The sequence below is a fragment of the Streptomyces sp. NPDC051173 genome, from assembly GCF_040689515.1.
Classification (GTDB): Bacteria; Actinomycetota; Actinomycetes; order Streptomycetales; family Streptomycetaceae; genus Streptomyces.
In genome coordinates, this window is sequence record NZ_JBFBBD010000001.1 from 49,523 (window position 1) to 69,535 (window position 20,013).

14 protein-coding genes and 2 pseudogenes are annotated in these 20,013 nt (G+C 72.1%); 5 read left to right on the forward strand and 11 right to left on the reverse strand.

The window, feature by feature from the left end; all coding sequences use genetic code 11:
• Window positions 1–2 precede the first annotated feature (2 nt).
• The 5 genes and pseudogenes from AB0435_RS00235 to AB0435_RS00255 form a co-directional block, all read right to left on the reverse strand.
• A complete protein-coding gene (locus AB0435_RS00235; RefSeq protein ID WP_366425826.1) occupies window positions 3–590 on the reverse strand; it encodes a hypothetical protein in 588 nt (195 codons plus the stop codon).
• 130 nt (window positions 591–720) lie between these two features.
• Window positions 721–1,623: a zinc metalloprotease HtpX gene (gene htpX / locus AB0435_RS00240; RefSeq protein ID WP_366004581.1), complete on the reverse strand. Its 903-nt coding sequence runs from the start codon at window positions 1,621–1,623 to the stop codon at window positions 721–723.
• A gap of 161 nt (window positions 1,624–1,784) precedes the next feature.
• Window positions 1,785–2,471 (reverse strand): annotated as a pseudogene (locus tag AB0435_RS00245) (LLM class flavin-dependent oxidoreductase); the annotation flags it as partial.
• Between the two features lie 45 nt (window positions 2,472–2,516).
• Complete coding sequence (locus AB0435_RS00250) at window positions 2,517–3,740, reverse strand: SWIM zinc finger family protein (RefSeq protein ID WP_366004580.1); 1,224 nt, start codon at window positions 3,738–3,740, stop codon at window positions 2,517–2,519.
• Window positions 3,737–6,556, reverse strand: a complete 2,820-nt coding sequence (locus AB0435_RS00255; protein WP_366425904.1) for a DEAD/DEAH box helicase — start codon at window positions 6,554–6,556, stop codon at window positions 3,737–3,739. Before AB0435_RS00255 ends, AB0435_RS00250 begins: the two co-directional genes overlap by 4 nt.
• Before the next feature lie 206 nt (window positions 6,557–6,762).
• Between AB0435_RS00255 and AB0435_RS00260 the strand changes: the two genes are divergently transcribed.
• The 4 genes from AB0435_RS00260 (at window position 6,763) to AB0435_RS00275 (ending at window position 8,876) form a co-directional block, all read left to right on the forward strand.
• Entirely contained in the window at window positions 6,763–7,074 is a 312-nt protein-coding gene (locus AB0435_RS00260) for a hypothetical protein (protein ID WP_366004579.1), read from the forward strand.
• Window positions 7,075–7,174: 100 nt separating this feature from the next.
• Window positions 7,175–7,423, forward strand: coding sequence for a hypothetical protein (locus AB0435_RS00265; protein ID WP_366425827.1), 249 nt, complete (start codon window positions 7,175–7,177; stop codon window positions 7,421–7,423).
• Window positions 7,420–7,821: a PIN domain-containing protein gene (locus AB0435_RS00270; protein ID WP_366004577.1), complete on the forward strand. Its 402-nt coding sequence runs from the start codon at window positions 7,420–7,422 to the stop codon at window positions 7,819–7,821. Before AB0435_RS00265 ends, AB0435_RS00270 begins: the two co-directional genes overlap by 4 nt.
• 143 nt (window positions 7,822–7,964) lie before the next feature.
• On the forward strand, window positions 7,965–8,876 hold the full coding sequence (locus tag AB0435_RS00275; protein WP_366004576.1) for an LLM class flavin-dependent oxidoreductase: 912 nt from the start codon (window positions 7,965–7,967) through the stop codon (window positions 8,874–8,876).
• A 92-nt stretch (window positions 8,877–8,968) separates the two neighbouring features.
• Here the strand turns inward: AB0435_RS00275 and AB0435_RS00280 are convergent.
• Window positions 8,969–9,187, reverse strand: a pseudogene (locus AB0435_RS00280) (LLM class flavin-dependent oxidoreductase); the annotation flags it as partial.
• A 152-nt stretch (window positions 9,188–9,339) separates the two neighbouring features.
• Here AB0435_RS00280 and AB0435_RS00285 point away from each other — a divergent pair.
• Complete coding sequence (locus AB0435_RS00285) at window positions 9,340–10,209, forward strand: Cof-type HAD-IIB family hydrolase (protein ID WP_366004575.1); 870 nt, start codon at window positions 9,340–9,342, stop codon at window positions 10,207–10,209.
• A gap of 124 nt (window positions 10,210–10,333) precedes the next feature.
• Here the strand turns inward: AB0435_RS00285 and AB0435_RS00290 are convergent, their stop codons facing one another.
• The 5 genes from AB0435_RS00290 to AB0435_RS00310 all read right to left on the reverse strand — a co-directional run bounded on the left by AB0435_RS00290 (window position 10,334) and on the right by AB0435_RS00310 (window position 19,864).
• Entirely contained in the window at window positions 10,334–11,446 is a 1,113-nt protein-coding gene (locus AB0435_RS00290; protein WP_366425828.1) for a M23 family metallopeptidase, read from the reverse strand.
• Between the two features lie 105 nt (window positions 11,447–11,551).
• Window positions 11,552–13,240, reverse strand: a complete 1,689-nt coding sequence (locus tag AB0435_RS00295; RefSeq protein WP_366004611.1) for a GAF domain-containing protein — start codon at window positions 13,238–13,240, stop codon at window positions 11,552–11,554.
• Window positions 13,241–13,394: 154 nt separating this feature from the next.
• A complete protein-coding gene (cydD, locus tag AB0435_RS00300) occupies window positions 13,395–16,982 on the reverse strand; it encodes a thiol reductant ABC exporter subunit CydD (protein WP_366425829.1) in 3,588 nt (1,195 codons plus the stop codon).
• Between the two features lie 265 nt (window positions 16,983–17,247).
• Window positions 17,248–18,255, reverse strand: coding sequence for a cytochrome d ubiquinol oxidase subunit II (cydB, locus tag AB0435_RS00305; protein ID WP_366004572.1), 1,008 nt, complete (start codon window positions 18,253–18,255; stop codon window positions 17,248–17,250).
• A 28-nt stretch (window positions 18,256–18,283) separates the two neighbouring features.
• Window positions 18,284–19,864, reverse strand: a complete 1,581-nt coding sequence (locus AB0435_RS00310) for a cytochrome ubiquinol oxidase subunit I (protein WP_366425830.1) — start codon at window positions 19,862–19,864, stop codon at window positions 18,284–18,286.
• Window positions 19,865–20,013 lie beyond the last annotated feature (149 nt).

The following is a 20,013-nucleotide window of genomic DNA, read 5'->3' on the forward strand; positions in this document are numbered from 1 at the left end:
CGTCAATTCAGGCCGGGTGCGCCCCACACGGGGAACCACCGCGCCAGGTCCTCCTCGATCCGGAGGTCGTTCGCCAGCAGGGCCCGGGCCTGGAGCTCCAGGGAGTTGTCCCGCTTGTCGCCCCCGCCCGCCATCGGCGCGAAGGGGTAGAAGGTGCCGCGCTTGTAGAGGTAGACGAGGGCCAGCGAGCGCCCTTCCTCGTCCCGGAAGCCCAGCAGCGAGCAGAGCAGCTGAGGTCCGAAACCGCCTTCCTGGAGCAGGGTGTTGACCGCGTGCAGGTCGTTGACCAGGCCCGCCACGTCGTCGGCCGACTGCCGTGCGAGCAGCCAGGTGTAGCCGTAGCCGTCCTGGCTGAACTCCACGGGCGCCCCGCCGCGCTCCGTATCGGCGTCCAGCAGTTCCCGCACGTCCTGCTGGAGCCGGCCGAACGCCCCGCCCTCCACGCTCGCGAAGCACACCGAGCCCAGTCCCGTCGGGGTGAATCCGGCGCCGGCCTGGAGGGTGACGGCGGCGGAGGGCAGGGCGAAGAGCTGGTCGAGGTCCGGGCGGACCGGCTTGCTGCGGCCGAGGATGGCATCCAGGAATCCCACAGGCGAAAGCTCCTTTCCGAGATTTCCGAGGCTCCGAAGCCTCCGAGGCTCCGAAGCCTCCGAGGCTCCGAAGTTTCCGAATGTTCCGAAGTTCCGGACGTTCCGAGATTCTGACGGGCGTGGCGCGCGCTCAGGCGCGGCCGAGCTCCGCCGAGATCCGGCCGAGCTGGTCCAGCCGCTGCTCCAGCGTCGGGTGCGAGGACAGCAGCCGGCTCAAGCTGTCCTTGGAGAAGGCGGGCGCGAAGTAGAAGGCGTTGAACGGCTCGGCCTGCCGCAGGTCGCGCGTCGGGATCTGCGCCATCTGCCCGGTGACCTTGGTCAGTGCCGACGCCAGCGCCGAGGGCCTGCCCGTCAGCAGGGCGCCCGCGCGGTCGGCCGACAGCTCGCGATAGCGGGACAGCAGCCGCGTGAGCAGGAAGCTGATGGCATAGACGACCGCGCTGACCAGCGGGATCAGCACCATCAGGAGCGCGGTGTTCTGATCGCGGCCGCCGGCGCGGCGGAAGCCGCCCCACAGGCCGATGCGGGTGATGATCCCGGCCAGCACGCCCAGGAACGACGCGATGGTCATCACGGCCACGTCGCGGTGCGCGACGTGGGAGAGCTCGTGGGCGAGCACGCCCTCCAGCTCCTCGGGCTCCAGCCTGCGCAGCAGGCCGGTCGTCGCGCACACCAGGGCGTTCTTCTGGTTGCGCCCGGTGGCGAAGGCGTTCGGCACGTCGCTGTCGGCGATGGCCACCCGTGGCTTGGGCATGTCCGCGAGCGCGCAGAGCCGGTCGACGGCGCCGTGCAGCTCGGGCGCCTCCTCCGGGGTGACCTCGCGCGCCCCCATGCTGAAGGCGGCGATCTTGTCGCTGAACCAGAACTGGGCGATGAACATGCCGCCCGCGAGGATCAGGACGATCGGCCAGGCCCCGCGCAGCAGCACCACCAGCACGCCCACGAAGACGACGTAGAGCAGCCCGATGAAGAACATCGTGCTCACCATGCGGGTGGTCAGCCCCCGGTCGGGAGCGAATCGGGTCCGTGGCATGGGGTACCTCCAAGGCTCAGCGCGATGTGCGCCCCCAGTGAGTGCCTCTGTCCTCGATTCTCCTCCTTCACCGGTTGTGCGCGGGGTAAAGAAAACGCGGAGTAAAGAACGGGCTGAAGAAAGCGCGGCGGGCGGCGGCCCCCGCCGCCCCGCCGCGCCCCTCAGGAGAGCTGCGCGAGCCCGTCCGTCGCGATCTTCTCGAAGACCGCGAGGTCGGCGGCGAAGACCGAATCGGCGATCGGCCAGTGCACCACGATCTCGTCCATGCCCAGCTCGGCGTGCGAGCCCGCGAAGTCGACGAAGGCGTCGAAGGAGTCCAGCGGCCGGTCCGGGGTGAAGCCCGTGAGCATGATCTTGTGGAGGTCGGCAGGGTCACGGTCGATCTCGGCGCAGGCCGCCCCGAGCCGCTCGATCTGCCCGGCGACGGCCTTCAGCGACTGCTCCGGCGTGCCCGTCTCGAACAGCTTCGGGTCCCCCGTGGTGACCCACGCCTGCCCGTGGCGGGCGGCGAGCCTGAGCCCCCGCGGGCCGGTGGCGGCCACGGCGAAGGGCAGCCGGGGGCGCTGCACACAGCCCGGGATGTTGCGCACCTCGGACGCGGAGTAGTGCTCCCCGTCGTACGAGACGACGTCCTGGGTGAGCAGCCGGTCCAGCAGCGGGACGAACTCGGCGAAGCGGTCGGCGCGCTCGCGCGGGGTCCACGGCTCCTGGCCGTCCTTGAGCAGCGCGGTGGCGTCGAAGCCGGAGCCGCCCGCGCCGATGCCGAGCGTGACGCGCCCGCCGGAGATGTCGTCCAGCGAGATGAGCTCCTTGGCCAGCGTCACCGGGTGCCGGAAATTGGGCGAGGTGAATTTGTGGGCGGAGGCGGCGGATTGGCGGGGTGCGTCGGATGGTCACCGGTCGGCCTGCTGCCAGACCGAGGTGAGTGCGGCGACTGGGTCGATGTCGGCCGGTGCGGCGGGCCACCATTCGCTGTCGTCCTGGAGGTAGGGGTACCAGCGGGCGTCGGGGCCCAGGCGCAGTTGGATGCTGTGGTCGGTGAGGGTGAGGCGGTTGCGCCAGGCCCGCAGAGGGGCGGGGGCGTCGGTCATCTCGGCGAGGGCCGTGGTCAGAGTGGTGCGGGCGGCCGTCATCACCCCCGGGTCGGGGGTGTGGGGTTGTTCGGCGACGGTGATGCCGGTGGGGCCGCCGTGGCGCCAGGCGCGGGTGAGGCGGGCGAAGGCGCTGGGTTTGGCGCCGGTGTTCTGGATCAGGTGGTGGAACCACTCGGGGCCGGGGCTGCTCGCGGCGATCCGTACGGCGTCCTGGTGCTGGGTCAGGTGGAGGCTGACGGTGTCTCCCGTCAGGAGCCGTGCGGCGCGTGCGGCGGCGTCGGCCATGAGGTGTTCGAGGTCCGTGGTGAGCAGGCCGGTGCCGGGTGGCGGGGCGACGGGCAGGGCTGCGGTGTGAGCGGCCGGTTCGGGGAGTTCGGGTAGCTGGGGGGCGTGTTCGGCCCAGCGGGTGTACGCGGCGGCGGCCGGGATGCCGGTCGGGGCTGGTGGGGCGGCGCTCTCTTGGACTGCCGTACGTCGTGCTCGCAGCTGGGCGAAGATCTCCTCGCGACCGCGGCCGCGCAGCGCGAAGAGCACGAACGGGTCCTCGTCGATGGTGCTGGCGATGGCGTAGCAGAGCGCGGCGGCGTGTTTGCAAGGGTAGCCCCAGTCGGGGCAGGAGCACTCGGGGTCGAGCTCGGTGGGCTGCGGGAGCAGGGGGACGCCGGCCTGGCGGGCGTCGTCGACGAGTTCGGCGGGCATCTCGCCGTCGAGGAGCGCGGCGAGATGCCCGGCTCGGGCCGCGATGGCATCGAGCAGGGTGTCCCATTGGGGGGCGGTGAGGACGGGCAGATGGACCGAGGAGCGGTATGGGCGCGGGCGACTGCCCTGGACGGCGGCCTTGACCTGGCCCGGTGCGACGGTGGTCGGGCCGACCATGCCCTTGCGGGCGTAGGTGCGTCCGCGGGAGAGCCGCCCGGCGTCCAGGGTTGAGTCCTCCAGGGCTTTCACCCACGCCTGGCCCCACCAGGTGGCGGCGAAGGCGCGCTTGCCACGCGTCGGCGCGCGGCGGGCCGCAGGGCTCATGACTGCCTCCCCAGGGCGACGAGTTCGGCGAGTTCGGCGTCGGAGAGTTCGGTCAGGGCCGCCTCGCCGGAGCCGACGACGGCGTCGGCGAGCGCGCGCTTGGATGTGAGGAGCTTCGCCACCTTGTCCTCCACGGTTCCCTCGGCGAGCAGTTTGTGCACCAGGACGGGCTGGGTCTGGCCGATGCGGTAGGCGCGGTCTGTGGCCTGGTCCTCGACGGCGGGGTTCCACCAGCGGTCGTAGTGCACGACGTGGGTGGCGCGGGTGAGGTTGAGTCCGGTGCCCGCCGCCTTCAACGACAGCAGGAACACCGGCACTTCACCCTGTTGGAAGCGCTCTACCATCTCCTCGCGGCGGGCGACGGGAGTGCCGCCGTGCAGGAAGAGGGTGGGGGTGCCGCGCTCGGCGAGGTGCTTCTCCAGGAGGGTGGCCATCTGCGTGTACTGGGTGAAGACCAGCACCGACTCGCCCTCGGCGGTGATGGTGTCGAGCAGTTCGTCGAGCAGTTCGAGCTTGCCCGAGCGGCCGGTCAGTGGCGTGGACTGGCGCAGGTACTGGGCCGGGTGATTGCAGATCTGCTTCAGCGCGGTGAGTAGTTTCAGTACCAGGCCGCGTCGGGCGATGCCTTCGGATTCCGCGATCTTCCCCATGGCCTCGCGGACCACCGCCTCGTAGAGACCGACCTGTTCGGTGGTCAGCGCCACGACGCGGTCGGTCTCGGTCTTGGCGGGCAGTTCGGGCGCGATGCCGGGGTCGGACTTCTTTCGGCGCAGCAGGAAGGGACGTACGAGACGGGACAGGCGCTCGGCGGCCTCGGGATCCTCGCCCGACTCGATCGGACGGGCGTGCCGATCACGGAAGGCGCTGAGCGGGCCGAGGAGCCCGGGCGTGGTCCAGTCAAGGAGTGCCCACAGTTCGGAGAGGTTGTTCTCCACGGGGGTGCCGGTGAGGGCGACGCGGGCACGGGCGGGCAGGGCGCGCAGCTCGCGGGCGGTGACGGCGTAGGGGTTCTTGACGTGCTGGGCCTCGTCGGCGGCGAGAAGCGACCAGGCCGTCTCGGCCAGCACTTCGCGGTCCCGACGCAGCACCCCATACGTGACCAGGACGATCTCATCGACGGCCAGGTCCTTGAGGTGGCGATCGCCGCCGTGGTAGCGGCGCACGGGGGTGGACGGCGCGAACCTGGCGGCCTCGCGCTGCCAGTTGCCGAGCAGGGAGGCGGGGCAGACGACGAGGGTGGGGCCTGCGGTGGCGGGGTCGGTCTGGCGGTGCAGGTGCAGGGCGAGCAGGGTGATGGTCTTGCCCAGGCCCATGTCGTCGGCCAGGCAGCCCCCGAGGCCGAGTTCGCACATCTCGGCCAGCCAGGACAGGCCCCGCTTCTGGTAGTCGCGCAACGTAGCCTTGAGTGCGGCGGGCTGTGGGGCGGGGGTGCGGGATTCGGGGTCGCGGATGCGGGCGACGAGGTCACCGAACGCGCCGACGGCCACGCAGGGGATCCCCTCGCCGTCCCGCTCCGCCTCACCGGTCAGCACGGCACTCAGCGCCTCCATGGGAGTGAGCGGGTCCATCCGGCGACGCTTGGCGCGGGCCACCAACTTCGGGTCGGCAACCACCCACTGATCGCGCAGCCTGACCAAGGGTCGGCGCGATTCGGCTAGGGCGTCCATCTCGGCCTCGGTGAGCGGCTGGTCGCCGAGCGAGAGCTGCCAGCGGAAGTCGAGGAGGGTGTCGGCGTCGAGGAGCCCGCCCGCGGTGGAGCCGGGCGCGGTGCGCTGCCCGATCTCCGCGGTCGCGGTGAGTGCCTTGACCAGCTCACGCGGCCAGTGCACGGCGATACCGGCGGTGCGCAGCGTGTCGGTGGCGTCGCCAAGGAGGTCGAATGCCTCGCCGTCGGTCAGTCGCAGCTGGTCCGGAGCGGCGTCCTTGAGCAGCCGATCGAGCGGGGGCCAGGCGCGGGCGCCCCGGCGCAGCGCGAGCAGCGTCTCGGTCTCGGCCCGCGGGCCGAGCAGCCGCTCCACCTCGGCCGTCTCGCTCCACAGCCGTGCCGCCTCGACGACAAGCGCCGGATCCGCCGCGGTGTGCAGCTGCAGGACGGCCCGGAACTGCCGACGCCGCCCCTCGGGCAGGTCGATACGCAGCGAGACGCCGACGTCGGCGGTGAACGCGGCGATGGTCTCCTCGGCCCACTCACGAAGGGCGGGCACGGCACGCGTCTCGCGCCAGGCGTAGGGCAGCGCTCCCATCGAGAGCGGCGCGGCCGGAGTACGGACCAGTTCGTCGGCGACCGCGTCGCAGAACTGCCGTACCAGCGCGTCCGGTTCGGCGATCCGCACCGGCGGCGGCCCCGGCTCGGGCAGACAGTGGGCATGGGGCGGGAAGGCGGCGGCGAGGGCGTCCAGCGCCTGCCGCTGCGCGGCGGTGAGCGGGCCCACCTGCCAGATGTCGTAGCCGGTGTCGGTGAGGGCCGGATGGAGGCGGCCATCGGCGAGCAGCCGCAGCGCGAACCGGGCGGCGGCCTGCCAGGCGGCAGCGGAGGGATGCGTCGGCGCGGCCCCGGTCAGAGCGGACACGGCGACGGCGACGGGCAGCGCGTAACCCTCCACCCTGCGCCGCCTGACCGAGCGGCCGTGCGGCAGCACCAGCTCCACCGACTCGGGTTCGATGCCCGTGGGTGCCGTGTCGTTCGCTGCGACTGCCCCGGCGGGTTTCCACAGCAGCAGTCGACCGAGGCGGGCGGGCTGGTCGGGCAGGAACACCGCCGCCCAACCGCCGTCGAGCAGCCTCCTCGCGAAGTCGGATGCTTCTGGCAGGGCCAGCGGCGGCACGCTCCTCGCGCCCGTAGCCGATCCTCGTACGACGACCCGTGCCACTCTCGCCCGCCTTGTCGCTTGCAGGGGGCCCACGCCCAGGCCCGCTCACCACCAAACCCCACCAGGCGCGGTCACCCATTGGCAAGTTCGGGCCTTGGCTTCACCGCCGGAAACCAGCCTTGTTCCCCGCGGTGCAGCGCTACGGTGAGTCCATGAGCGCCTTGGACGCAGCCGCGCTGGATACGTTGATCGAAGAGGCCACCGTCGACGCCTACGGCGATGACGAGCAGCTCACTGGCCTCTTCACGATGATCGAGGAGAACCTCGCCCTACCGTTCACCACGATCGTTCTCGGCGTCGAGGTGAGCGTGGTGGGTGTCGAACTGACCGAGGACGGGCGCGTGGTCGCCCGCTGCGTTCGGGGATCGGCTCGGCAGAGCATCGGGATTCTGGACCTGCCGCTGCCGGCGTCCGCCCCAGAGGGCTCACAGTGGATCGAGGCATACCGCCACTGGGCCCGTTGAACTCATCTGGTGCAACGTCCAGCTGACGGGGCAGCCCCATGAGGATCGACCGCAGAGAGCAGCAGACGCGCGATCTGCATACCGGAGTATGCTTATGCCCATGGCTGAGACCACTCGCATCACGGTGACGCTCCCCACCGAGCAGGTGGCGGAGCTGAAGAAGCTCACGGACAACGTCTCCGGCTATGTGGCCGAGGCGGTGGCCCGACAGATCCGGCACCAGCTTCTCGGGGCCGACCTGCGGAGCTACACAGACGAGTGCGGAGCCTTCAGCGAGGAGGAGCTGGCCGAGGCCCGAGCGCGGATCTTCGGTACGACGCAGGCCGCACGCGACACGAGCGCCGCGTGAGCAATCACATCGAAACCGTGGTGCTGGACAGCGAAGGACTGTCAGCCTGGGTCGCCCAGGACCGGAAGGCCCTGGCGATGTTCCAGGTGTTCCACGACATGGGCACAGACCTCGTCGTCAGCGCCAACACCATCGTGGAGGTGAGCCACTCCCGGGTGAACCTGCCCCGGCTGCGATGGGCGCTCTCTCGGGTCAAGGTCGAGCCGGTCACGGAGGAAGCAGCCAAGGCCGCGGCGCAGCTGCTCAAGGCCGCCGGTCCGCACGGCCACAAGTACGCGATCGATGCCACCGTCGTGGAAGCGGCCCTGCGCCAGCCTGGCCCGGTCGCCATCCTCACGTCGGACGTCGACGACTTGACCCGACTGTGCGGCAACAAGGTCCGGATGATCGGGCTCTGACCGGACCGCCGCCCCGCGTCACCTCGGCTGTCGGGGCTGACCGGGGACGTTGTGAGGCGAGGATGTGTACATCGGCGGCCCGGCTTGCTGCAGGCTCACCCGCGGCAGCCGGGGCCCTTGGGCATCGTCGTAGGCTCTGAGGCATGAGCCTGCGCCTGAGCACCGTGATCCTTCCCCTCCGTCGCTGGCAGGAGGGTGGCCGTGACCAGTGGCAGCGCGCCGAGAAGCTCGGCTTCCACACCGCGTACACATACGACCACCTGTCCTGGCGCACCTTCCGTGATGGGCCGTGGTTCGGGGCGGTGCCGACGCTGACCGCCGCCGCGACGGCCACCGAGCGGCTGCGTTTGGGAACGCTCGTAACGTCACCCAACTTCCGGCACCCGGTGACGCTCGCCAAGGAACTCATCTCGCTCGATGACATCTCCGGGGGCCGGATCACGCTCGGCATCGGCGCGGGCGGCAACGGCTTCGACGCTACGACGCTGCTCAAGGAGGGCGAGGAGCCGTGGACGCCGCGTGAGCGCGCCGACCGCTTCGGGGAGTTCGTGCCGCTGCTCGACCGGCTCCTCACCGAGGACTCAGTGACGTACGAGGGGACCTTCTACTCCGCGACCGAGGCACGCAACATCCCGGGATGCGTGCAGCGCCCGCGGCTGCCCTTCGCCGTGGCGGCCACCGGCCCGCGCGGTCTGAAGCTCGCGGCCCGGCACGGGCAGGCGTGGGTGACCACGGGTGACCCGAAGCTCTTCGAGACGGGCACGCCCGAGCAGTCCCGCGAGGCGATCAGGGGGCAGATCGAGAAGCTCGACAAGGCGTGCGCGGACATCGGCAGGGACGCGGCCGAACTGGACAAGGTCCTGCTGACCGGCTTCACGCCGGACCGCAACCAGCCGCTGGAGTCCCTCGATGCCTTCGTGAACTTCGCGGGCCGGCACCAGGAGCTCGGCTTCACCGAGATCGTCGTGCACGCGCCGATCCCGGACTCGGACTTCGCCACCGACCAGGCCGTCTTCGAGAAGATCGCGACCGAGGCGCTGTCGCAGCTGCGCTGATCACTGGGCAGTGGCGTACCCCGTCACGCGGTCCGGGCAGTTCAGAGCCGCATCTTCCCTGGTCGGCCCGCGATGGGCGAAAAAGCCTTGACTGAGGTGACGAGCGTGCCCAGCCGCATCCGCGAGGTCACGGTCGCGGCGGCCGTCAGGGTCGGTATCGCGCCGAACCACGGACCGTCCCGGAAGGTGCGCCAGGACAGGTGGTCGTAGGTGTAGGCCGCGTGGAAGCCCAGCTCCTCGGCTCGCTGCCACGTCTCGCGGCCGCCCTCGGACCAGCGGCGCTCGGGAAGGATCACGGTGCTCAGTCGCATGGGACCGAGCCTAAGCGCTGGGTATGACAAAAGCCCATGCCTCAGGCACGGGATCCCGGCGTACGCGGCGGCCGCGGATTCCCGGCCAGGCCGGCCGCACACCCCTGCGCACGCCTGTGCGACACCTGCCGTCCGTGGACGAGAATGGAGCCGTGACTTCAGCTACCGAGCAGCCCGAGACCCCGGCGGTCCACCGCCCCGCCGCCTTCCCCCGGCTGATCGCCACCGACCTCGACGGCACCCTCCTGCGCGACGACAAGACGGTCTCCGAGCGCACCGTCGCGGCGCTCGCCGCGGCCGAGGCGGCGGGCATCGAGGTCTTCTTCGTCACGGGACGGCCGGCCCGGTGGATGGACGTCGTCCGGGACCACGTGCACGGCCACGGGCTGGCGATCTGCGCCAACGGCGCCGCCGTCGTCGATCTCCACGACGGCGGCCGCTGCGTCGAGGTCCGGCCGCTGGAGCGCACCGCGGCCCTCGCCGTCGTGCACGCGCTGCGCGCCGCCGCTCCGGGCACCTCGTTCGCCGTGGAGCGCACCGGGAGCACCCACTACGAGCCCGCCTACCCGCCCTTCTTCCTCGACCCGGAGGCCGTCTTCGCCCCCGCCGAGAAGCTGCTGGCCGAGGACTCCGGCTACACCGACACCATCCTCAAGCTGCTCGCCCACCACCCCGACCTCGAACCCGACGCGTTCCTGTCCGTCGCCCGCGAAGCGGGCGCCGCGCACGGTGAGTTCACCCGGTCCAGCCCGACCGCCCTGCTGGAGATAAGCGGCCTCGGGATCAGCAAGGCCAGTACGCTCGCCCGGTGTTGTGCCGAGCGCGGCATCGCGCCCGAGGAGGTCGTGGCGTTCGGCGACATGCCCAACGACCTGGAGATGCTCGACTGGGCCGGCACCGCGTACGCGATGGCCAACGCCCACCCCGACGTCCTCGCCGCCACCGCGCGGCACACTGCGGCCAACACCGAGGACGGTGTCGCCGCGGTCATCGAGCGGATCCTGGAGTCCCCCGGCCGGTGAGCCCCGGCGGCGGCCGCACACCGTGCTCCGGCGGTCCTTGAGGCCGTTCCGCGGGTGATGCCGTCCGCGCACCACCGCTGGAGTCCGGGGGAGTCGGCCAGAGGAGGAAAGACGCGGACACGGCCTACACCCGCACGCCGTGCGCGTTCAGCCACTCCACCGGGTCGACCGCCGACCCGAACTCGGGAGTCGTGCGGATCTCGAAGTGCAGGTGCGGGCCGGTGGAGTTGCCCGTCGTCCCCGCCAGCCCGATCCACTGGCCCGCGCGCACCTGCCCGCCCGGCGCGACGAGCGCCGCCGACAGGTGGGCGTACTGCGAATACCAGCCGCCTTCGTGCTGGATCACCAGGCTCATGCCGAAAGCGCCGCCGCACCCGGTGGAGACCACCGTCCCCGCGCCGACCGCGCGCACCGGTGTGCCGACCGGTACGGCGAAGTCCTGTCCTGTGTGGCCGTTCGCCCAGTTCGCGCCGGCGCCACCGAAACCCGCCGAGAGCTCGTACGACAGCACGGGCCGGGTCCACTCCTCGTGCTCGTCCCCCGCCGCGCGTTCGGCGGTGTCGCCGACCCCCACGTCCTCCACGTCCAGCGGCTCGCAGCGGCCGCTCGCGACCGACGTCTGGGACGCGGCGTTCAGCTGGTCGCGCGCGGCCGCGAGACGCGTCGTGAGGGAGTGCTGCGCGGCCTTCAGCCGTGCGGTGTCCTGCTCCAGCAGGGGCCGGGAGGCCGCCAGGGACTGTCTCTCGGCCGCGAGCTTCCCGGCCAGGCGGCCGTCCTCGTCCAGCAGCCGCCCCAGCGCCGCCCTGCGGCGCACCGCGGGCTCCTGGAGCTCCAGGAGCTCGACCGGGTCCTCGACGTCCTCGGCACCGGCCTCGACGGTGAATCCGCCGGTGCGGTACTGCGCGCGGGCGGCCGCCCCGGCGTCGTCGCGCAGGGCCGCCTTGACGATCTCGCGGCCCCGCAGCATCCGGTCGAGTTCCTCGGCCCGCGCCTTCTGCTCCCCGGCCGCGCGCCGCGTCCGCTCGAACCGCTGCTTCACCTCCCCCGCCTCCTCCGTCAGCCGGAACACCTCGGAGGTGACCCGGGTGATCCTGTGCGGGGTCCCGCCGGCCGCCGGGAGGCCGGAGCCGAACGGCGGCCATACGACCGCGCACAGTGCGCACAGCACACAGAGCACGCGGTCACGGGTTATCGACGGTCCGCGCGATATACGAAGCAGGCGGTACAGGCGTCCCATGAACGCGATCGTGTCCCGCGCCGTGGCCGCGCGCGCCCCGTGCGGGTCCGATCGGAGGACGGGGAGCACCACGGGACGAGCGCCGGGAGGGCTCCGGGGCGCCCGCTACAAGGGCGCTTCCCACAGCACCCGCGTGCCGCCCCCGTCCGGCCCCAGCCCCGGCCCGTACGAGCTGGAGCCGCCCAGCGACTCGGCCCGCTTGGCGAGGTTCCGCAGGCCGCTGCGCCTGCCGCCCTCGGGGATGCCGACGCCGTCGTCGGCGACCGTGAGCCGCACGGCGTCCCGGCCGTCCGGCAGGGACGCGGTGGCGTCGACGACGACCTCGATGCGGGAGGCCCGCGCGTGCCGGAAGGCGTTGGAGAGCGCTTCGCGCAGCGCGGCGACGAGGTTCTTGCCGGTGAGTTCGCCGACCTTCGCGTCGACCGCTCCGACGAAGCTCGCGGAGGGCTGGAAGCCGAGCGGGACGGCGGCCGTGCCGAGCTCCCTCAGCACCCGCGTCCGCAGCCCCGCGGGCGCCTCCGCGGGCCCCTGCTGGAGCGCGAAGATGGCCGTACGGATCTCCTGGATGGTCACATCCAGCTGGTCGACGGCCTGGCCGACCTTGGTCCGGACGTCGGGCACCTCGGCGTTGCGCTGCGCGCTCTCCAGCATCAGCCCGGTGGCGAACAGCCGCTGGATCACCAGGTCGTGCAGGTCCCTGGCGATCCGGTCACGGTCCTCGTAGACGGCGAGCCGTTCCCGGTCGCGCTGTGCCTCGGCCAGGACGAGCGCGAGGGCGGCCTGCGCGGCGAACTGGGCGGCCAGTGTGCGTTCCGTCGCGGTGAATCCCCGTGCGCCACGCGCGCGCGGTGTCGCGAGCGTGCCGAGGACGCGGTCGCCGCTCTTGAGCGGCAGCAGCATGCTCGGGCCGAAGCGCGGGGCCACGCCGGTGATCATGCGCGGGTCGGTGGCGGAGTCGTCGATGAACACCGGCTCGCCCGCGAGCAGATGGGACACCACGGGGCTGTGCGGCGGCATCACCGTGCCCAGCAGCCCGGTGGGGTCGTCGGCGGAGACGGCGACCATCTCCAGACCGCCCTCGCCGTCCGGCAGGAGCACGATGCCCGCCGCCGAGTCCGCGAGCCTGCGCGCCTGTTCGGCGACGACGGACAGCGCGTCCTCGGCGTCGCTGGCGGACAGCAGGGCCGTGGTCACCGCCACGGAACCGTCGATCCAGCGCATCCGCTGGCGGCCCTCGTCGTACACCCGCGCGTTGCCGATGGCGATGCCCGCCTCGGTCGCGAGGATCTTCACCATGTTGAGGTCCGCGAGGCTGAACTCCCCGCCACCGCGCTTCTCGGTGAGGTAGAGGTTGCCGAAGATCTCCCCCTCCACCTGGATGGGCACTCCCAGGAAGTTGCGCATCGGCGGGTGTTCCGGCGGGAAGCCGGCGGAGCGGGGGTCGGAGGCCAGGTCGGAGAGCATCACCGGCGCCGGCTGGTGGATCAGCGCGCCCAGCAGCCCGCGATGGCCGTCGGGCAGCGCCCCGATGCGCTCGCGCTGTTCCTCGGTGACGCCATGGGTGATGAAGTCGGACAGCCCCTCCCCGCTGGCGTCGATGACCCCGATGGCGGCGTAGCGGGCGTCGGCCAGCTCTGCGGCGGTCTCGGCGATCCGGTCGAGCGTGGAGTGCAGCTCCGGGCCGGTGCCCACCGACCGCATGGCCTCCAGCAGCTGCGGTACGCGCGCGGTCAGCTCGGTGGACATCCCCTGGAGGCTGCGGGTGGCCTCGGTGGCGATGGCCAGCGGGTCCATCAGACCCTGCACGTCCTGCGGCGCCCGCGCGCCGGCCGGGCCGGAGGAGTCCTGCGGGCCGGAGGGTTCTGCCGTGGCTGCCATACCGCAGAGCCTAATAAGCACTATTTGTCAGGGAAAGTGGCCACGACCGGAAACCCGTCCGCGTCGGCGCTCACCGGCCGGAGAGCGCCCCCGCCACCGCCTCCGCGCCCTCCGACCCCGACACCCCGGATACCCCGGATACCCCGGACGCCCCGGCCGTCCCCCAGGCGTCCGCCACACGCTCGCGCTCCAGCATCCGCCGGAACGGCCCGTCCGCCGCCACCAGCTCCTCGTAGCCGCCCCGCTGCACGGTCCGCCCGCGCTCCAGCACGATCACCTCGTCGACCGCCTCCAGCCCGGCCAGCCGGTGGGTGATCAGCACGGTCGTACGGCCCTCGGTGGCCGCCAGGAGATCTGCCGTGAGCGCGTCGGCCGTCACCAGGTCGAGATGCTCGGCCGGCTCGTCCAGCACGATCACGGGGAAGTCGGCGAGCAGCGCGCGGGCCAGCGCGAGCCGCTGCCGCTGCCCGCCGGACATCCGCGCCCCGTGCTCGCCGACCAGTGTGTCGAGCCCCTCGGGCAGGCTGTCGACCCACTCCAGCAGCCGTGCGGACCGCAGGGCGGCACGCAGTTCGGCATCGTCCGCCCCCGGCCGCGCGAGCCGCAGGTTCTCGCGCACCGAGCTGTCGAAGAGGTGCGCGTCCTGCGCGCACAGACCCACCAGCCGCCGCACCGCGTCCCCCGCCATGGGGCCGGTGTCCTGTCCCGCCAGGGTGTACGTCCCGGACTCCGCGTCCAGGAAGCGCAGCAGCACCTGGGCGAGCGTCGTCTTGCCCGCGCCGGAGCGGCCCACGACCGCGACCCGGCGGCCCGGTACGAGCTCCATGCCGAAGCCCTCCAGGGCCGGCGCGGACTGCCCCGGATACCGTGCGCCCAGCCCCGACACCCGCAGCGGGAACGGGGATCCGGGGGCCTCGTCCGCCCCTTCCCGTACGGGCACGGGCGCGTCCAGCACCTCGTACACCCGCTCCGCGGACCGCCGTACGCGCTGCCGGTACTGCACGGCGAGCGGCAGTCCGGCCACCGCCTCGAACACGGCCAGCGGCATGAGGACCACCACCGCGAGCCACACGCCGCCCAGGCGGCCGTCGTGCACCGCGCCCACGCCCGCCCAGGCGGCGGCCGCCACGGTCAGGCCGCAGGCGAGGGCGGAGAGCCCGGAGCCGAGCGCGGTGGCGGCGGAGGCGCGGCGGGCGATGCCGGTGAGCACCCCGTCGGCCTCGCGCAGCCGCGTCAGCCGGGCGGGCAGGGCGCCCGCGACCGTGAGTTCCGCGGTGCCCGCCAGGACGTCGACGACCTGGGTCGACAACGCGCCGCGGGCAGGTGCCAGTTGCCGTTCCGCGCGGCGGGCGAACGCGCCGGACAGCGCGGGCACGGCCACTCCGGCGGCCAGCAGCCCGAGCGCCAGCAGCAGACCGGCCTCCGGCAGCAGGCACGCGGTGAAGGCGACCGAGGCGGTGCCCACGGCGACGGCCGAGCCCACGGGCAGCAGCCAGCGCAGGAAGTAGTCCTGGAGGGCGTCCACGTCCGCGACGAGCCGGGAGAGCAGGTCGCCCCGGCGGGTCTCCCGGAGTCCGGCGGGCGCGAGGCGCTCCAGCCGCCGGTAGACCTCCACCCGCAGCCACGCGAGGGCGCGCAGCGCGGCGTCGTGGGAGACGAGGCGCTCGGCGTAGCGGAAGACGGCGCGCCCGATCCCGAACGCACGGGTCGCGGTGACGGCCACCATCAGATAGAGCACAGGCGGCTGTTGGGAGGCCCGCGAGATGAGCCAGCCGGAGACGCCCATCAGGCCGACGGCGCTGCCGAGGGCCAGGGCGCCCAGCAGCAGCGAGAGCGCGAACCGCGCCCGGAGCGGCTTCCCGGTGGCCCGCACCCGGGCCAGCACTCCGGCGCCGCGTACGGGCAGGGGCGCGCCCGGCACGTCGTACGCGGCGGCGGAGGCGGTGGCATCCGCCACCGCGCCCGGCTGCCCGGGGCGCGCGGGCGGGGCGGCGGGGGCCGCGGCCCGCCGCTCCGGGGGCCGGGCGTCGACGCGGACGACGCGGTCCGCGACCGCGAGCAGCGCGGGGCGGTGCACGACCAGCAGGACGGTCCGGCCCTCGGCGAGCCGGCGCACGGCCTCGACCACGGCGGCCTCGGTCTCGCCGTCGAGGTTGGCGGTGGGCTCGTCGAGGAGCAGGACGGGACGGTCGGCGAGGAACGCCCGTGCCAGCGCGATCCGTTGGCGCTGCCCGGCGGAGAGCCCGGCGCCGTCCTCGCCGAGGCGGGTGTCAGTGCCGTGGTGCAGCATGGAGACGAAGTCGAGCGCACCGGCCGCGCGCAGTGCTTCACGCACCTGCGCGTCCGTGGCCTCGGGCCGTGCCAGTCGTACGTTCTCGGCGACCGTCCCGGCGAAGAGATGGGGTCGTTGCGGGACCCAGGCCACCTGGTCCCGCCAGCTTCCGGGGGAGAGCGATGACAGGTCCGTACCGCCTACGAGCACCCGCCCGGCCGCCGGGCGCGCGAATCCGAGCAGGACGTCCAGCAGCGTCGACTTCCCGGCGCCGCTGGGGCCCACGAGCGCGACCGTCTCCCCCGGCCGCACCTCGAACGACGTCTCGGGCAGGGAGGGTTCGGCCCGTCCCTCGTGCCGCACCACCAGCCGGTCGACCGTCAGGGTCGCGGTCCTGGCGTCGGGAGCGGGCCGGGTGCCGGCCGGTCCGGGCTCGGTCTCCAGCACCGCGAAGACCCGGTCGGCGGCCGCCAGCCCCTCCGCCGCCGCGTGGTACTGCGCGCCGACCTGCCGCAGCGGGAGATACGCCTCGGGCGCCAGGACCAGCACCATCAGGCCGGTCTCCAGGTCGAGTTCGCCGTGCACGAGCCGCATGCCGATGCCCACCGCGACCAGGGCCACCGAGAGCGTGGCCAGCAGCTCCAGCGCGAAGGAGGAGAGGAAGGCGATGCGCAGCGTCCGCAGCGTGGCGCGCCGGTAGTCGGCGGTGATCGCGCGGATCGACTCCGCCTGCGCCTTGGCACGGCCGAAGACCTTGAGGGTGGGCAGCCCGGCGACGACGTCGAGGAAGTGGCCGGACAGCCGGGACAGCAGCCGCCACTGCTTGTCCATCCGGGACTGCGTCGCCCAGCCGATGAGGATCATGAAGAGAGGGATGAGCGGCAGCGTGACGACGATGACCAGCGCGGAGAGCCAGTCCGCCGTGACGATACGCGCGAGCACGGCCACCGGCACGACGACCGCGAGGCCGAGCTGGGGCAGATAGCGGGCGAAGTAGTCGTCCAGCGCGTCGATTCCGCGCGTGGCGAGGGTGGCCAGCTCACCGGTCCGCCCGGCGGCGAGCCGGTCCGGCCCGAGCGCGGTGGCCCGTGTCAGCAGCCGCATGCGCAGCTCGGACTTCACGGCCGCGCTCGCGCGGTGCGCGGTCAGCTCGGTGAGCCAGGCGACGGCCGCCCGGCCCAGGGCCACGGCGGCCAGCAGCGCCAGCTGCGCGGCCAGGTCGCCGGTGGACCGGCCGTGCCGGAAGGCTCCGGTCACCACGTCGGCGATCAGCATCGCCTGGGCGATGACCAGGCCGGCCCCCGCCAGCCCGAGCACGACGGAGGCGACCAGAAAACGGCGGGTCGCGGAGGCGTACCTGAGCAGTCGGGGGTCGACGGGCTTCATGGGCGTTCCGTCCTGTCGGTCATGTGGTCGGTTCTGCGGGTGGTGTCCTCAAGCGCCGGACAGGCTTGAGTTGGCTGATGCGAGTGCGCAGAACTCAGCCCGTTGGGGGCACCTCTGGGGGCACCCCCGGACGGAGTCTGGGGGAGTTAGCTGGGGGAGATTGAGGACACTCCCCCAGACTTCGTCCGGGGGGACCCCCAAGGGCGTCCCCGCCGCAGGCAGCAGACGGCCCGCAGACGACTGACAACGATCCACCGGCCACGACCTAGTGGCCGGCCGGTGCCGGGATGTGCTGGGTGCCGATCCGCTTGCGGAAGACCCAGTAGGTCCACGCCTGGTAGCCCATGATCAGGGGCGTCATGGGGACCGCGACCCACGTCATGATCTTCAGGGTGTAGGGGCTGGAGGCGGCGTCGGCCGCGGTGAGGCTCCACGCCGGGTTGACCGAGGACGGCATGACGTCGGGGAAGAGGGCGAGGAAGACCAGGGCGAAGGCCGCCGCGACCGTCACCCCGGAGAAGCCGAACGCCCAGCCCTCGCGCCCCGCGTGGTTCATCACCAGCGCCGCGCCGAGGGCGGCCACGGCGACGATCAGGGCGGCCAGGCTGCGCCCGTTGCCCGACTCGGCCTGGGTCCAGCCGAGGAAGGCCACGGCGAGCACGCCCGCGGTCATGCCGAACACGGTGGCGTAGGACCTGGCCCGGTGGCGGATGGCGCCCGCCGTCTTCAGGGCCGCGAAGACCGCGCCGTGGAAGGTGAAGAGCACGAGGGTGAGGAGGCCGCCCAGCAGGGCGTACGGGCCGAAGAGGTCGAGGACCGTGCCGCTGAAGTTCTTGTCCGAGCCGATCGGCACCCCGCGGACGATGTTGGCGAAGGTGAGCCCCCACAGGAAGGCGGGCAGCAGCGAGCACCAGAAGATCGCGTGCTCCCAGTTGCGCTGCCAGCGCTCACCGGTCCGCTTGTGGCGGTACTCGAAGGCCACGCCACGCACGATCAGGCAGACCAGGATCGCGAGGAAGGGCAGGTAGAAGCCGCTGAACAGGGTGGCGTACCAGTCGGGGAAGGCGGCGAAGGTCGCGCCGGCCGCGGTGATCAGCCAGACCTCGTTGCCGTCCCAGACGGGCCCGATGGTGTTGATCAGCACCCGGCGCTCGGTGCGGTCCTTGGCCAGGACCTTGGTCAGGACGCCGATGCCGAAGTCGAACCCTTCGAGGAAGAAGTAGCCGGTCCACAGGACGGCGATCACGAGGAACCAGAAGTCGTGGAGGTGCATGGTTCGTTGTCTCCGTTCCGCCGCCGCGTCAGTACGCGAAGGTCATCGGCTTGTCGGCGTCCTCTGACCGCTCCGCCCCGGCTCCCCCGGACGGCAGGCGCAGCCTCGGGTCCTTCGCGGGCGGCTTCTCGTCCGTGTCGGGCCCGGCCTTGGCGTACTTCACGAGCAGCTTGACCTCGACCACCGCCAGCACGCCGTACAGCAGGGTGAAGACGCCCATGGAGGTGAGGACCTCGGCCTGGCTGACGCCGGGGGAGACGGCGTGCCCGGTCTTCATCAGCCCGTAGACCGCCCACGGCTGGCGGCCCATCTCGGTGAAGATCCAGCCGAAGGAGTTGGCGATGAGCGGGAAGCCCATGGTGAGCAGGCCGATGCGCCAGGACCAGGCGGTGAAGAAGGGGCTCATCTCGCGGGTGCGCGTGAGCATCAGCCGCGGCACCTCGTCATCGCCCGTGCGGAACTGCGGGTCGAGCCAGAATTTCTTGCGGGTGGTCCACAGGCCGATGAGCGCGGCGACGAAGGAGGTCATCCCGAAGCCGATCATCAGCCGGAAGCCCCAGAAGGTCATGAAGATGCTGGGGATGTAGTCGTCCGGCTTGCCGCCGTACCGCGCGGCCTCCTGCGCGGCGACGTCGTTGATGCCGGGGACGGCCTCGGAGAAGTTGCTGTGGGCGAGGAAGGAGAGGACGCCCGGGACCTCTATCTCCACGCTGTTGTGGCCCTTGGTGACGTCGCCGACCGCGAAGACCGAGAAGGGCGCAGGCGCCTGGGTGTCCCACAGCGCCTCGGCCGCGGCCATCTTCATCGGCTGCTGTTCGAACATCACCTTGCCGAGGCTGTCACCGCTGAGGGCGGTGCCCAGACCGGCGATGACCGCGACCACCAGGCCGACGCGCAGCGAGGCCCGCATGGCGCCGACCTGCGCCCGCTGCTTCTCCCCGAGCTCCTCGCCCCGCAGCTGCCTGCGCTTGGCGCGCCACAGGTGGAAGGAGGCGATGCCGACGATGAAGGCGCCACCGGTGAGGAACGCCGCGGTGAGCGTGTGGAAGACGACGACCATGGTGGTGTTCTGGGTGAGCACGGCCCAGATGTCGGTGAGCCGCGCCTTCCCGGTCGCCTTGTCGATGGCGTAGCCGACCGGGTGCTGCATCCAGGAGTTGGCCGCCAGGATGAAGTACGAGGAGAGCACCGTGCCGACGGCGACGATCCAGATGCACGCGCAGTGGATCTTCTTGGGCAGCTTGTCCCAGCCGAAGATCCACAGGCCGATGAAGGTGGACTCGAAGAAGAAGGCCAGCAGGGCCTCCATCGCGAGCGGCGCGCCGAAGACATCGCCGACGAAGCGTGAGTAGTCGGACCAGTTCATGCCGAACTGGAACTCCTGCACGATGCCGGTGACGACACCCATCGCGATGTTGATCAGGAAGAGCTTTCCCCAGAACTTCGTCGCGTGGAAGTACTTGTCCTTGCCGGTACGGACCCAGGCCGTCTCAAGACCGGCGGTGATCGCCGCGAGACTGATCGTGAGCGGGACGAAGAGAAAGTGGTAGACGGTGGTGATGCCGAATTGCCAGCGCGCCAGCGTCTCCGGCGCCAAAGCGAGGTTCACGCGGTCTCTCCTTGCCTCTTGCGTCACCGACGCCTCACGCATCGGCGATATGCCCCTTTCGCCCCAACGAAAGCGGGAGGTAAAGGGCATGCTTGTGAACGCGTTCACATTCACAAGCAATTATGACGCACAGGTTTTCGTGCCCGACA